General features: G+C 64.3%; 13 protein-coding genes. 8 read left to right on the forward strand and 5 right to left on the reverse strand.

All coding sequences use genetic code 11. The annotated features are described in order from the left end of the window. Positions 1-7: 7 nt before the first annotated feature. On the reverse strand, positions 8-1267 hold the full coding sequence (locus AC1PPK_RS15875) for a putative Na+/H+ antiporter (protein WP_481113997.1): 1260 nt from the start codon (positions 1265-1267) through the stop codon (positions 8-10). A 71-nt stretch (positions 1268-1338) separates the two neighbouring features. Then, the gene (locus tag AC1PPK_RS15880) at positions 1339-1587 is read right to left on the reverse strand and encodes a hypothetical protein (protein ID WP_481113998.1); all 249 of its coding nucleotides are present in this window, start codon (positions 1585-1587) and stop codon (positions 1339-1341) included. A 189-nt stretch (positions 1588-1776) separates the two neighbouring features. On the opposite strand from AC1PPK_RS15880, the gene AC1PPK_RS15885 reads away from it, so the two are divergent. The 6 genes from AC1PPK_RS15885 to AC1PPK_RS15910 all read left to right on the forward strand — a co-directional run bounded on the left by AC1PPK_RS15885 (position 1777) and on the right by AC1PPK_RS15910 (position 7955). Beyond that, on the forward strand, positions 1777-2577 hold the full coding sequence (locus AC1PPK_RS15885) for an MOSC domain-containing protein (protein WP_481113999.1): 801 nt from the start codon (positions 1777-1779) through the stop codon (positions 2575-2577). Positions 2578-2773: 196 nt separating this feature from the next. Then, the gene (locus AC1PPK_RS15890) at positions 2774-3742 is read left to right on the forward strand and encodes a cytochrome c3 family protein (RefSeq protein ID WP_481114000.1); all 969 of its coding nucleotides are present in this window, start codon (positions 2774-2776) and stop codon (positions 3740-3742) included. Further along, positions 3735-4349 carry a cytochrome b/b6 domain-containing protein gene (locus AC1PPK_RS15895; RefSeq protein WP_481114001.1) on the forward strand — a complete coding sequence of 205 codons (615 nt, stop codon included), beginning with the start codon at positions 3735-3737 and terminating at the stop codon, positions 4347-4349. Before AC1PPK_RS15890 ends, AC1PPK_RS15895 begins: the two co-directional genes overlap by 8 nt. Before the next feature lie 47 nt (positions 4350-4396). Further along, the gene (locus tag AC1PPK_RS15900; protein ID WP_481114002.1) at positions 4397-4747 is read left to right on the forward strand and encodes a c-type cytochrome; all 351 of its coding nucleotides are present in this window, start codon (positions 4397-4399) and stop codon (positions 4745-4747) included. A 79-nt stretch (positions 4748-4826) separates the two neighbouring features. Beyond that, entirely contained in the window at positions 4827-5810 is a 984-nt protein-coding gene (locus tag AC1PPK_RS15905) for a DmsE family decaheme c-type cytochrome (protein ID WP_481114003.1), read from the forward strand. 15 nt (positions 5811-5825) lie between these two features. Next, positions 5826-7955, forward strand: coding sequence for an MtrB/PioB family decaheme-associated outer membrane protein (locus AC1PPK_RS15910; protein WP_481114004.1), 2130 nt, complete (start codon positions 5826-5828; stop codon positions 7953-7955). A gap of 101 nt (positions 7956-8056) precedes the next feature. On the opposite strand, the gene ettA is transcribed toward AC1PPK_RS15910, so the two are convergent. Together ettA and AC1PPK_RS15920 are read right to left on the reverse strand one after the other, a co-directional pair. Further along, positions 8057-9721 carry an energy-dependent translational throttle protein EttA gene (ettA, locus tag AC1PPK_RS15915; RefSeq protein ID WP_481114005.1) on the reverse strand — a complete coding sequence of 555 codons (1665 nt, stop codon included), beginning with the start codon at positions 9719-9721 and terminating at the stop codon, positions 8057-8059. A gap of 70 nt (positions 9722-9791) precedes the next feature. Continuing rightward, positions 9792-11546: an ABC transporter transmembrane domain-containing protein gene (locus AC1PPK_RS15920; RefSeq protein ID WP_481114006.1), complete on the reverse strand. Its 1755-nt coding sequence runs from the start codon at positions 11544-11546 to the stop codon at positions 9792-9794. A gap of 94 nt (positions 11547-11640) precedes the next feature. Between AC1PPK_RS15920 and AC1PPK_RS15925 the strand changes: the two genes are divergently transcribed. Beyond that, positions 11641-12042, forward strand: a complete 402-nt coding sequence (locus AC1PPK_RS15925) for an MAPEG family protein (RefSeq protein ID WP_481114007.1) — start codon at positions 11641-11643, stop codon at positions 12040-12042. Positions 12043-12046: 4 nt separating this feature from the next. Then, entirely contained in the window at positions 12047-13087 is a 1041-nt protein-coding gene (locus AC1PPK_RS15930; RefSeq protein WP_481114008.1) for an extracellular catalytic domain type 2 short-chain-length polyhydroxyalkanoate depolymerase, read from the forward strand. Positions 13088-13139: 52 nt separating this feature from the next. Here AC1PPK_RS15930 and AC1PPK_RS15935 read toward each other — a convergent pair whose 3' ends face one another. Then, positions 13140-13916: a ferredoxin--NADP reductase gene (locus AC1PPK_RS15935; protein WP_481114009.1), complete on the reverse strand. Its 777-nt coding sequence runs from the start codon at positions 13914-13916 to the stop codon at positions 13140-13142. Positions 13917-13988: the final 72 nt, after the last annotated feature.

Here is a 13988-nt window from a genome sequence, read left to right on the forward strand (position 1 = left end):
ATTGCGCTTACAGCAACAGGAAGGCGCTGCCCGCCACCAGGGTCGGTAGCAGCGCGGCGAGGAGCAGTCCGCCAGCGTTGATCGACTCGTCGTCGAAACTGCCGCGCAGGATGGCGCTGCCTGCGGGGTTGGGGGCGTTGGCGATGATGGTGAGTCCGCCGCCGGTCACGGCGCCGCTGACCAGCGCGTACTTGAAGGTATCGCTGAGCCCTTCGACGAGGGAGCCCAGGTAGGTCAGTGCGGCGTTGTCGGTAACGGCGGTGAGGGCGGTCGCGCCGACGAAGACTGCGTCGCTGCTCATGCTCATCAGCAGTGGCTGCAGCCACCATTGCTGCTGTCCGCCAAGCACGACCAGACCGGCCAGGAAGAAGGCCACCAGCAGGCCTTCGCGCAGGATAAGGCGATCCTGATGGTGGGCGTAGGCATCGGCGATGCCCAGGAAGAAGAGGAACAGGCCGAGGAACACCGCCGGATGGTGAGCGGACACGACGATGCCGCACAGGAACAGCAGGTGCACCAGCGTCAGCGCCATCGGAACGCTCTGCGCGTCGGCTTCGCTGGCCGCGGGGCGAAGGACGGCCAGTTCCCGGCGGAAGGCCAGGGTGGCGCCGAGGGCGTTGATGCCAACGGCAAGCGCGGCCTTCCAGCCGAACTGGCTCAGCATGAAGTGGGTGTCCCAGCCCCACTTGCCGGCAACCATCAGCACCGGCGGGGCGGCAAAGGGCGTCAGCGTGCCGCCGATGGAAATGTTGACGAACAGCACGCCGAGGGTCGCGTACTTGAGGCGGGTGGACAGGCCGCGGCTGAAGAATTCGTCGCGCAGCATCAGCGCCGCCAGTGTCATGGCTGCGGGTTCGGTGATGAAGGAGCCGAGCAGCGGCACCAGCGCGAGCACCGTGAAGTAGCCGGCTGCTGGGCCGGGCAGCGGCACGGCGCGGGCCGTCAGGCGGACGAGTCCGCTGGCTGCATGCAGGATGGGGCGTGTGCCGGCGACGACCATGATCGCGAAGACGAACATCGGCTCGGTGAAATTGCGCGATTCGATGTAGGCAAGGGCCGGCTGCGCGCCGTCGATGGAGAGCATCGCCAGCATCAGGACCATCGCCCAGGAGCCGAACACCACTTCCACCTCGCCGAGCAGATGCCAGATGCCTGCGTGTGCGGGGCGCGTATGGGCCAGGTGCTCGAAGAAGCGGGTGGAGAAGGTATGCAGGATGGCGACCGCGAAGAGGGCCGCGCCGATGAGCTGGATGGCGCTGGGCGTCATAGGATCAAGGCAAGGTGTTGGAAGTCGTGCTCATGCAGAGCCCATGCCCATGCACTTGGTTCCCGCATCCGTCAGCGGCGTGCGCGGCCACGGGGCGGGGTGAAGGGCTTCGCGGCAGCCGGCTTGCTGTATTCCTTGAAGACGCGCTTGGCATCCTGCTCGGCGCGCAGCTGGGTGCAGATGGAGGGATCGTCGTCGTGGCCGCTGAAGTAGCCGTCGGCCTGGGCCTTCATGACCAGCTGGATGGCGGCCTGTTCGGTGAGCTTGTAGCGCTCGAAGAGGAGGGTGGCGACTTCGTCCAGGTGTTCTTCGTAGGTCATGGGAGGCAGGGCCGCCGGGCGGCAATCGGTTACGGGCCGCTATTTTAAAGCGCCCGGGCGATCCGTGTCCGATTGCCGCTGCAGGAGCGCAGCCGGGATAATCGGCGCGATCCGCCGACAGGCCGCTTCGACGGCCTGCCATTCCGATCCCGCAATCCGGGTATCCAAGTCCAACAGAGAGAAAACATCATGACCGACAATCCACTGATCCTGTCCGCCCTCTATCGTTACCCGGTCAAGTCCATGCGTGGCGAGCGTCTCGACGCCAGTCCGGTGAGCCCGATCGGCCTGCCTTTCGACCGTAACTGGATGATCGGTGATCCCAACGGGCGCCTGATGACCGGCCGGGAGTATCCCGAGCTGGTGTTGATCGACGCTGCACCAGCGGCGGACGGCGTCCGCCTGTCGGCGCCTGGGTACGGGCCGCTGTTCGTCCCCAATACGGCTTTCACGAAGCCGCATCCGGCGACGGTGTGGAGCGACACGTTTTCGGCATGGCACGGTGCGGACGAGGCCGACGACTGGATCTCGGCCTACGTGGGCGCGCGCCTGAAGTTCCTGTGGATCGGTGCCGAGACGTCCCGGCATTTAAGAAATGACGTAGACGTGCCGCTTTCATTTGCTGACGGCTTTCCGCTGCTGCTGGCCACTCAAGCCTCGCTGGACGATCTGTCCGCACGGGTCGGGCGTCCGCTTGAGATGGAGCGCTTCCGGCCAAACCTGGTGGTGACGGGGTGCGATGCCTTTGCGGAGGACGGCTGGACACGCCTCCGCATCGGCGGGGCGATGTTCCGCATCGCCAAGCCCTGCGAGCGCTGTGTGTTCACCACCGTCGATCCGCACACCGGGCGGAAGGGGCTGGACCAGGAACCCCTGCGTACGCTGGCTCAGTATCGGCGGACGCCGGCCGGGGTGATCTTCGGACAGAACGTGATCGCCGAGGGGCATGCCGACCTGCAGGTTGGCATGCCGGTCGAGATTCTCGAGTGACGGATGTCATGGAGAAAACTTGACAAGGGGGTGGGGAAACACCTATTCCGGAGAGCATGCCGGTGTCGCATAAATGCTTACAGAGTCGCGCCAGACCTTGATCTTGATCAAGGTGAGTGCATTTCATGTGTATCGAAATGTTCTGACAAAACGGGACGCACCGATAATTCGACGGTCGGAATTCAGAGGAAATCACGTGTTTGCCAATTTCAAGAACAAGCTGTGCGGCGCCCTGGCCTTACTGGTCATGCTGACTGCCACGGCATTTGCCGACGACCCCCCCCCAACGCCGGAAGAGCTGGCCAAGATCAAGACGGCCAATGCCGAGTGCCTGACCTGTCACTCGGAAGCAGGGCTCAAGAAGCCGCCCAAGGAAGGGCTGGATCTCAAGAAGCTGCGTAACTACCTCGTCGATCCGGATACCTTTACGGCATCCGATCACGGGCAGATGGCGTGCAGCAAATGTCATGGCGATGGCTACGACAAGCATCCCCACGACGCCAAGGCCAAGGAAGGTCTGAGCGAATGCCAGGATTGCCACGCCCGCAAGGCGATGCGCATCGAGCGCCAGTTCGACAAGTCGGTGCATGCCGAGCATCTCAGCGACAGCTTCACCTGTTCGACCTGCCACGATCCGCACGTGATGACGCTGGCTGCCAAGCTGCGCGACCCGCACAAGATCGTGGCCCAGGACAACAAGATCTGCCTGGACTGCCATGATTCCGACCTGGCCTTTGCCAAGATCGCACCGGAGAAGAAAAAGCGTCCGCCCATCGACGAGATCCACAGCTGGCTGCCCAACACCCGTCTGCACTGGCAGGCTGTGCGCTGCATCGAATGCCACACGCCGACGGAAGACAAGCTGTCCCTGTCCCACGAGATCCTGAACAAGGACAAGGCCGAGAAGAAGTGCGCCACCTGCCACAGCGCCAACACGTCGCTGAATGCGCGCCTCTACCGTCACCTGGCTAAAGAAGAGCAGAACAAGTATGGCTTCCTCAACAGCGTGATCCTCAGCAATTCGTATGTGGTGGGAGCGACCCGCAACCCATCCATCGACTGGATCGTGATCGGCCTGTTCGTCGCCACCGTCGTCGGCGTGATCGGCCACGGCCTGGTCCGCATCATCACCACCCGCATGCGCAGGAGCAAGAACCATGACTAATCGCGTTTTCATGCTGCCCCTGTGGATCCGCCTGTGGCACTGGAGCAATGCGCTGGCGATCATCGTGTTGGCGGTGACCGGGGTGAGCCTGCACTTTTCCAACCCCGACCTCCCGCTGGTGGAGTTCTCTCTGGCTGCCCGCATCCACAACGTGGCTGGTGTGTGCCTGGCCGGGCTGTACGTGGTCTTCGTGGTCGGCAATATCGTCACCGGCAACTGGTGGCAGTACGTGCCGAAGCCACCCGGCATCATCGGCCGCTGCCTCAAGCAGATGCAGTACTACGGTTCAGGCATCTTCAAGGGCGAGAAGGAGCCCTTCCCGCCGACCCCCGAGGTCAACTTCAACGCGCTGCAGGCGGTCACCTACTGGTCGATCATGTACCTGGTGCTGCCGGTGGTCATCGTTACCGGACTGATCTTCCTATACCCGCAGTTCGCCCCCGACCGCCTGTTCGGCCTCGACGGCCTGCTGCCGATCGCCCTGGTCCATTACCTCGGCGCCGCGGTGATCGTGCTGTTCGCGGTCAGCCACATCTACCTGGGCACCATGGGGCCCAAGGTTTCCAGCCTCTTCAAGATGATGATCAGCGGCTGGTACGAACACTGATTTCCCGTTCCAACTCAAGCAATAAACATCCTCAAGGAGAGTCGCACATGAAATCCAAACTGACTGCAGTGCTGATGTCCGGCCTTTGCGCATCCGGCCTGATGCTGTCCGCCCAAGCCTTCGCCTTCGATGCCGATGCCGCCCAGGCCCTGGCCAAGAAGGAAGGCTGTACCAAGTGCCACGCGGTAGACAAGAAGAAGGAGGCCAAGTCCCTGACCGAAATCTCCAAGTCCTTCAAGGGCAAACCGGATGCGGAAGCCAAGCTGCTGCATCACCTCACCTCCGGCGAGATGGTCAAGTTCGATGATGGCAAGGAAGAGGAACACAAGGTCCTCAAGACCAAGGACAAGGCCGAGATCAAGAATCTAACCGACTGGATCCTGTCCCTCGGCAAGTAAACCGTTCGGGTGGGATGCCCGACTTGCAGGGCATCCCGGACAACGCAGGTAGTACCAGGTAGTACCAGGGAGAAACAACATGAAATTTCTGCGACAGCTGATCGCCTCATGCATGGTGCTTGGGGCGTTGGCGGGCAGCACCGCCGTGCTGGCGGCCGATGCCCCGACGAGCGGCGGCAAGCCGCCCGCCAAGGATCTCGTGCTGAAGGGCGATGCCAAATGCACGTCCTGCCACGACGAGAGCGACGAACCCAAGCTGCTCCACATTGGCAAGACCAAGCACGGCAGTCTGGCCGACGGCCGTACGCCGAGCTGCACCAGCTGCCACGGTGACAGCGACAAGCACGTTAACAACCCCGAAAAACTGAAGGAACGCCCGGCCACCGACCGCAGCTTCGGCAAGTCCTCGAAGCTCAGCGCCGATGAGAAGAGCGCAGCCTGTATCACCTGCCACCAGGGCGGCAAGCACATCAACTGGAACACCAGCGCCCACGCCAACCGGGACGTCTCGTGTACCTCCTGCCACCAGGTCCATGCCGGCAAGGACAAGGTCCGCGACAAGCGCACCCAGGCGGAAGTCTGCTACACCTGCCACAAGCAGCAGCGCGCCGAGGCCAACAAACCGTCGCACCACCCGATCCCCGAAGGCAAGATGACCTGCTCAGACTGCCACAATGCGCACGGTTCCGCCGGTCCGAAGATGCTGGTGAAGGACTCCACCAACGCCACCTGCTACACCTGTCACGCCGAGAAGCGCGGCCCCTTCGTGCATAACCACCAGCCGGTCGTCGAGGATTGCGGCAACTGCCACAACCCGCACGGCACCACGGCGGACGCGATGCTCAAGGCACGCCAGCCCTTCCTGTGCCAGCAGTGCCACGGCGAATCCTCGCACCCGGGCAACATCCCGGGCGTGCGCAGCAACATGCCCAACGCGGTCAGCACCAATATCGGTCCGGGCATGGCCCAGGCACGCGGCTGCATGAATTGCCATACCAACATCCATGGCAGCAACAGCCCCAGCAATGCGACGTCCAGCGGCCCGTTCCGCTTCTTCCGCTGAGCGAGGAGGATGATCATGAGCAAGCATCTGAATTTCCGGCAGACTGCCATCGTCATGGCTTTGTCGGCGGTGTTTCCGGTCGCCAGCGTGTGGGCGGATGAAGTCGAGGAGCTGACCAGCCCCAACAAGACCGAGGCGGCGCTCAACCTGCCGTACTACAGCGCGGTGAACCCGCTGTACCGCCAGTACAGCGGCGTGAACAACGAAGGCTTCAACGGCAACGTGGACATCGACGTGGTGCGCCGCGACGAGGAAGCCAAGTGGTTCAAACTGAACGCCCGCAATCTCGGCCTGCGCACCCAAGAGCTGAGCATCCGCTACGAGAAGCAGGGCGACTGGTCACTGGGCCTTAGCTATGACCAGATCCCGCGCTACGCTCCTTATGACGTGACGACGGCGGTGCAGGGCGTCGGCCGCAACACCATCGTGCAGCCCAATATCGCCAGCACGGCGGTGTCCGCCAACAATCCGAACGCCTACGACGTCACCCTCAAGACCGAGCGCGACATCACCACGTTGACCGCCAGCAAGTTCGTTGCCGAGGGGCTCAAGCTGGGTTTTTCGTTCAAGAACGAGGACAAGACCGGTACGCGCATGGACGGCGTGCGCGGCGTGGCTGGCTCTGGAACGCCCAACCTGTACAGCGGCTTCCTGTTCTCGCCGGAGCCCATCGACCAGAACCACAAGCAGTTCGAGGCCACGGTCGATTACACCACCGAAAAGTACCAGCTCACCGGTGGTTATTACGGCAGCTTCCTGAGCACCAAATACAGTTCGCTGACCGTGGTGCCGGGCACCAACACGGCGTTGGTGGCGACGGGCCTGTCGCCGATCGCGCTGGCGCCGGACAACTCGGTGCAGCAGTTCTACGTGAATGGCGCCTACAACTTCACGAAGGACACGCGGGCGAGTCTGAAGGTGTCCTATTCCGAAGGCCGCCAGGACGACACCTTCCTGAGTGGGCAAGCCACGCTGCCGGGCATTGGCGCAAACCTGATGGGTGTGGTGCGGACCACCGAAGTCTTCTCGTCGATCACCTCGCGGATCAACAAGGACCTCAAGCTGCTGGCCTCCTGGCGCTACGAAGACCGGCAGGACAAGACGCCGATCCGTCTATTCGCCACCACGACGAGCGCCGGCGTGACGACCAATTACTACAACAACCCCGAGTCCCACGTGGCCAACTGGGGCAAGCTCGAAGCGGATTACCGGATCGGTGGCGGCTACAGCGTGACCGCCGGTTTCGATTATTACGACAAGAGCAGCCTCGAGTGGGAGCGCCACCGGGTTTCCGAAACCACGTCCCGGCTGGCCTTGCGCAAGACCATGAGCGAGACGGTGAATGGCACGCTGTCGCTGGCCCACTCCGAGCGCACGGGGTCGGACTGGCTCGGTGCCAGCGCGCCTCCTATCTATCCGGTGTACCTGGCCGACCGCAATCGCGACAAGGTCCGCGGCATGCTCGACTGGAGCGCGACCGAGAGCCTGAACCTGCAGCTTGCGTATGAAGCCTATTTCGACGACTACCGCAAGAGCACCTACGGCCTCGACAAGGGCAAGGGGCAGGTGCTGTCCCTGGACGGTACCTATGCAGTCAGTGACATCTGGAAGCTGAACGCCTGGTATTCAAAGCAACTGGGCGAGTCGTCCCAGAACATGCAGGGCGCGGCGTGTACGACGGGCAACAACAGCAACTGCACGGTCAATACCTTCCGCACCGGCACGCTCATTCAATGGGATGCGACGCTCAAGCAGAACTCTGACCAGTTCGGTCTGGGTGTGAATGGCAAGGTGAAGATGGTGGATGTTGGTGCCCAGTTCCTGTACTCCCAGGACACCAACAAGCAGTTGATCGGCAACCTGCCGGCTACCACCTGCACCAACGCAACCTGCACGACGACAGGGGTCGTGGCGTCGGGCATGGGTGTGCTGCCGGACACCAAGTACACGCAGAACACCCTCAAGCTGAACGCAACCTACCCGGTCAGCAAGCAAACCCGCGTGCGCCTGGACTACATCTACGACCTGCGCAAGATGGACGACTACACCTGGTCCCAGTGGGTGTATGCGGACGGCACCAAGGTTTTCGTGAAGCCGGATCAGGTCACGCAGATCATCGGCCTGTCGCTGCTGCATTCGTTCTAAGCGTTTCCTGAAGCGCCAAACAAAGAAGCCCCCGGCACACTGCCGGGGGCTTCTTCCTTTCGTGGGGCCAAATGGCTGGCGCCCTACGGGGCGTGCATGGATCAGCGGCTGATCGGCTTGTAGCGGATCCGCTTGGGCTTGGCGCCTTCCTCACCCAGGCGCTTGCGCTTGTCTTCCTCGTATTCCTGGTAGTTACCGGCGAAGAAGGTCCATTGGGAATCGCCTTCGGCAGCCAGGATGTGGGTACAGATCCGGTCGAGGAACCAGCGGTCGTGGGAGATGATCAGCGCGCAGCCGGCGAATTCCAGCAGCGCATCTTCCAGCGCCCGCAGGGTTTCCACGTCAAGGTCGTTGGACGGTTCATCGAGGAGCAGCACGTTGCCGCCGCTCATCAGCGTCTTGGCCAGGTGCAGACGGCCGCGCTCGCCGCCGGACAGGTTGCCGACGAGCTTCTGCTGGTCGCCGCCCTTGAAGTTGAAGCGGCCGATGTAGGCGCGGCTGGGCATCTCGAACTTGCCGATGGTCAGGATATCGGCGCCGCCGGCCAGTTCGTCGAAGACCGTCTTGCTGCCGTCCAGGCAGTCGCGGGACTGGTCCACGTAGGCGATCTTGACCGTGGGTCCGATCACCACGTCGCCGGAGTCGAGTTTGTCCTGGCCGGTGATCATCTTGAACAGCGTGGATTTACCGGCACCGTTGGGGCCGATGATGCCGACGATGGCGCCGGCCGGGATGCTGAAGTTCACCTTGTCCATCAGCAGCTTGTCGCCGAAGCCCTTGGACACGTCGGTGAATTCGATGACCTTGTCGCCGAGGCGCTCGCCGACCGGGATGAAGATTTCCTGGGTCTCGTTGCGCTTCTGGTATTCGACCGAGGACATTTCCTCATAGCGGGCGATACGGGCCTTGCTCTTGGCCTGGCGCGCCTTGGGGTTGGAGCGCACCCACTCCAGTTCCTGCTTCATGGCCTTGATGCGGGCGCCTTCCTGCTTGGCTTCCTGCTCCAGGCGGGCTTCCTTCTGCTCCAGCCAGCTGGAGTAGTTGCCCTTCCAGGGGATGCCGTGGCCGCGGTCGAGTTCAAGAATCCACTCGGCGGCGTTGTCGAGGAAGTAGCGGTCGTGGGTGACGGCCACCACGGTGCCCGGGAAGCGCACCAGGAACTGCTCCAGCCACTCGACGGATTCCGCGTCCAGGTGGTTGGTCGGTTCGTCCAGCAGCAGCATGTCGGGGCGTGACAGCAGCAGCTTGCACAGGGCTACGCGGCGCTTCTCACCGCCGGACAGGGGGCCGACCTTGGCGTCCCAGGGCGGCAGGCGCAGGGCGTCGGCGGCGATCTCGAGCTGGGTTTCCACGTCGGCGCCACTGGTGGCGATGATGTTCTCGTACCTGGCCTGCAGTTCGGCCAGCTTGTCGAAGTCGGCATCCGGCTCGGCGTAGGCGGCGTACACCTCTTCGAGCTTCTGCTTGGCTTCCATCACTTCGCCGAGGCCCGATTCCACTTCTTCACGGACGGTCTTGTCGGGGTCGAGCTGCGGCTCCTGGGGCAGGTAGCCGATGGACATGTTGGGCTGCCACTGGACTTCGCCGTCGTATTCCTTCTCGACGCCGGCCATGATCTTCAGCACGGTGGACTTGCCGGCGCCGTTGAGGCCGAGCAGGCCGATCTTGGCACCGGGGAAGAAGGACAGGGAGATGTCCTTGATGATCTGACGCTTGGGAGGGACGACCTTGCTGACGCGCAGCATGGACATGACGTATTGGGCCATCGGGGTACTTTCCGGAGATGCAAAAAATCGAAGCCGAGACTTTACCCGATGCAGGCGCGGGGCGCTGCCCTCAGGCGACGAATTGCAGCTTGGCGAGGTGGGCGTAGAGGCCGTCCAGGGCGATGAGTTCGGCGTGGCTGCCCTGCTGCACGATGCGGCCGTTGTCCATCACGACGATGCGGTCGGCCTTCTGCACGGTGGCGAGGCGGTGGGCGATGACGATGGTGGTGCGCTGGCGCATCAGGCCATCGAGGGCCGACTGGACCATGCGCTCGCTCTCCGCATCGAGCGCCGAGGTGGCCTCGTCGAGGAGCAGGATGGGGCGGTCGGCCAGGATCGCGCGGGCAATGGCGATGCGCTGGCGCTGTCCGCCGGACAGGCGCACGCCGCGCTCGCCGAGGTCGGTGCCATAGCCTTCGGGCAATTCGGCGATGAAGTCGTGAGCGAAGGCCGCCACGCAGGCGGTTTTCACGTCGACGAGGCTGGCGTCAGGGCGGGCGTAGCGCACGTTGTCCGTCACGCTCCCGGCGAAGATCACCGCGTCCTGGGAGACCAGCGCGATGCGCTGGCGCAGGGCCAGTGGGTCAGCGGTCGTGAGGTCGACGCCGTCGATGCTGATGTGACCCCGTTCCGGGTCGTAGAAACGCAGCAGAAGCTGAAAGACGGTGCTCTTGCCGGAACCGGACGGACCGACCAGCGCGACGGTCTCGCCCGGGCGCACCTGCAGGTCGAAGTCGTCGAGGGCCGGTGTGTCCGGCCGGGTGGGGTAATGGAAGCGCACGTCCTCCAGGGCGATGCGCCCTTCGGCAGGGCTGGGCAGCGCCATGGGAGTCTTGGGCGCCTGGATGGTCGGGATGGAGGAGAGGATCTCCATCAGCCTCTCGGTAGCACCGGCGGCCCGCTGCAAGTCGCCCCACACCTCGGACAGCGCACCGACGCTGCCGGCGACGATGGCCGCGTAGAACACGAACGCCGACAGTTCGCCGGCGCTGAGGCGGCCGGCCAGCACGTCGTGGCCACCGATCCACAGGATGAAGGCGATCGCGCCGAACACCAGCACCAGCACCGCCGCCACCAGGCGGGCGCGGTTGGCGATGCGCTGGCGGGCGGTGCCGAAGCTGGCTTCCACCAGCCGGCCGAAGTCGCGCCGGTCGGCGTCCTCGTGGCTGTAAGCCTGCACGATGCGGATCTCGTGGATGGTCTCGTCGATGCGGTTGCCGAGCTCGGCCACGCGGTCCTGACTTTCCCGCGCCAGGCGGCGCACGCGACGCCCGAACAGGATGATCGGCGTGACCACCAGCGGTACGCCGGCGAGGGTCAGCAGCGTGAGCTTGAGGCTGGTGGTGAACAGCATGACCAGCCCGCCGATCAGCAGCAGCGCGTTGCGTAGCGCGATGGACAGGCTGGAGCCGACGACGTTTTCGATCTGGGTGGTGTCCGACGTGAGGCGGGAGATCACTTCGCCGGTGCGCCCGGCCTCGAACCACGACGGCGGCAGACTCAATAGATGGTCGAAGACGCGTCGGCGCAGGTCGGCGGTGACCCGCTCGCCGAGCCACGAGACGTTGTAGAAGCGCAGGTAGGTGGCGGTGGCGAGCAGCGCGATGACGCCGAACATCGCCGCCAGGGTGCGGTCCAGCCAGGCCGGGTCGCCGGCCGAGAAGCCCTTGTCGATGACTGCCCGCAGTCCCTGGCCGACGGCGAGCATGGCGCCGGCGGCCACCACCAGGGCGATGGCGGCGATGACGACGCGGGAACGGTAGGGCGCAAGGAGCTGGAGCAGGGCGCGGGCGGGGTGGAGCGGCATGGGCTTGGGAGCGGGCATGGCGAAGTGAGGGCGAGAGGACCGACGGGATTGTAGGTGGCGGCATGATTGCCCGGTAAGCTAGGGCACTTCATTCACGGAAAATGTTCCTGCCATGTTGTCTGCTTCGCCTCTGACTGCCGGTGTCACCCTGTTGATTGTGTTGTTGATGTTCGGGACGGGTTTCGCCGTCGGCAAGGGGCGCCACAAGTACGGCATCCAGGCGCCGGCGGTGACCGGCCACCCGGTGTTCGAGCGACTGTACCGCGTGCAGATGAACACGCTCGAGTGGGCGGTGATGACGCTGCCGTGCCTGTGGATCTGCGCCGCCTATGTGAGTGATGCGCTGGCGGCGGGTCTCGGCGGCGTGTGGATCGTCGGGCGCATCTGGTACGCGGTGGGCTATGCGCGGGCGCCGGAGAAGCGGGCCGGAGGCTTTACCATCGGGGCGCTGGCCTTCGGCGCGCTGGGGCTGGCGGCCGGTGGTGGCGTGTTGCGGCATCTGATCGGTGCGTAAGTCGATGCGCGCTGCATTGGCTTTCTGGACCGGACTGGTACTGCCGGCTGCGGTAATGGCTGCACCGCCATTGCCCGCCGTTGGCGCGAAGGTGGACGAGGTCACGGTGTCGGGCATCTCGTCCGGCGGCTACATGGCGGTGCAGTTCCAGGTGGCCTGGTCGCGGCTCGTCAAGGGCGCTGGCATCCTGGCGGCGGGGCCGTATGACTGCGCGGAAGGGAGCATCCGGCGTGCGCTGATCAACTGCATGTCGCCGCAGGGTTGGGCGCCGCCGCCGACGCTTGCCGAGAGTCGCGGGCGCATGGAGGCCCGTGCCCACAGCGGTCTGATCGATCCACCGGCGGGGCTTGCCGACGACAAGGTGTGGGTGTTCAGTGGCGGCGGGGATCGGACTGTTGCCCGCCCGGTGGTCGATGCGCTGGTGGCCTTCTACCGCCAGTGGGTGCCGGCTGCGGCGCTACAGGTGGTGAGCCTGCCGAACGCGGGGCACGCGATGATCTCCGTCGCTGACGCCCATCCGAATGCCTGTGCGACGTCTGAGCCGCCTTACATCAACCGCTGTGGCGATTTCGACGCGCCCGGCGAGCTGCTGCGCAGCCTGCTGGGGCCGCTGCAGCCGCGCGTCCGGGCGGACGCCGCGGCGCTGCAGGCCTTCGACCAGCGTCCCTTCATCGACGGCCCCGCGGTCGATGCGGGGCTGGCCGAGCAAGGCTATGCCTATGTGCCGCGCAGTTGCCGGGCTGGCGGCTGTGCTGTGCATGTGGCTTTCCACGGTTGCCTGCAGGGCGAAGACCAGATCGGCCGGCGTTTCGTCGAGGGGGCCGGCTACAACGAGTGGGCCGAGGCGAACCGGCTGATCGTGCTGTATCCGCAGGTGGCGGCGCGTAGTGGCCTGGCCTCGGGTTCGTGGCGCTGGCTCTACAACCCGAAGGGGTGCTGGGACTGGTGGGGCTACGGATCGCCGGATTACGCCACGCAGAAGGGGCCGCAGATGATCGCGGTGCGGCGCATGCTCACCCGGCTGGCCGAACCGGCGGGGCGGTAAACGACAAAGTCCGGCCGGAGCCGGACTTTGCTGGGGTTGGGCGTGCTTGTTATTACTTTTCGACGAAGGCCCGTTCGATCACGTAGTCACCGGGGGCGCCGATGTGCTCGGAGATCTTGAAGCCAAGGCCGTCGAGCATCTTGCAGCAGTCGTCGAGCATGGCCGGGCTGCCGCAGATCATCGCGCGGTCCTGGGCCGGGTCGATGGTCGGCAGGCCGGTGTCTTCAAAGAGCTTGCCGGTGGTGATCACTTCGGTCACGCGGCCCTGGTTGCGGAACTCCTCGCGGGTCACGGTGGGGTAGTACACCAGCTTGCTGCGCACTTCCTCGCCGAAGAATTCGTTCTGCGGCAGTTCCTGCTCGATGAACTCGCTGTAGGCCAGCTCGGACACATAGCGCACGCCGTGCAGCAGGATGACCTTTTCGAAGCGCTCGTAGGTTTCCGGATCCTGGATCACGCTCATGAACGGGGCGAGGCCGGTGCCGGTGGAGAACAGGTAGAGGTTGCGGCCGGGCAGCAGATCGGACAGCACCAGGGTGCCGGTGGGCTTCTTGCTGATCACGATCGGGTCGCCCGGCTGGAGGTGTTGCAGGCGGGAGGTCAGCGGGCCGTTGGGGACCTTGATGCTGAAGAACTCCAGATGCTCCTCGTAGTTGGGGCTGGCGATGCTGTAGGCGCGGGTGAGCGGGCGACCTTCCACTTCCAGGCCGATCATCACGAACTGGCCGTTGTCGAAGCGCAGGCCGGCGTCACGGGTGACCTTGAAGCTGAACAGGGATTCGTTCCAGTGATGGACGGAAAGGACGGTCTGGGTGCTCAGTTTGCTCATGGCGGCGATGATGGATTGGATTGCGGTAGTGCAGCAATTTTAACCTGCCTGTAAGATCGGTAAAATGGATTG

This window comes from Zoogloea sp. JDB1 (genome assembly GCF_056724025.1).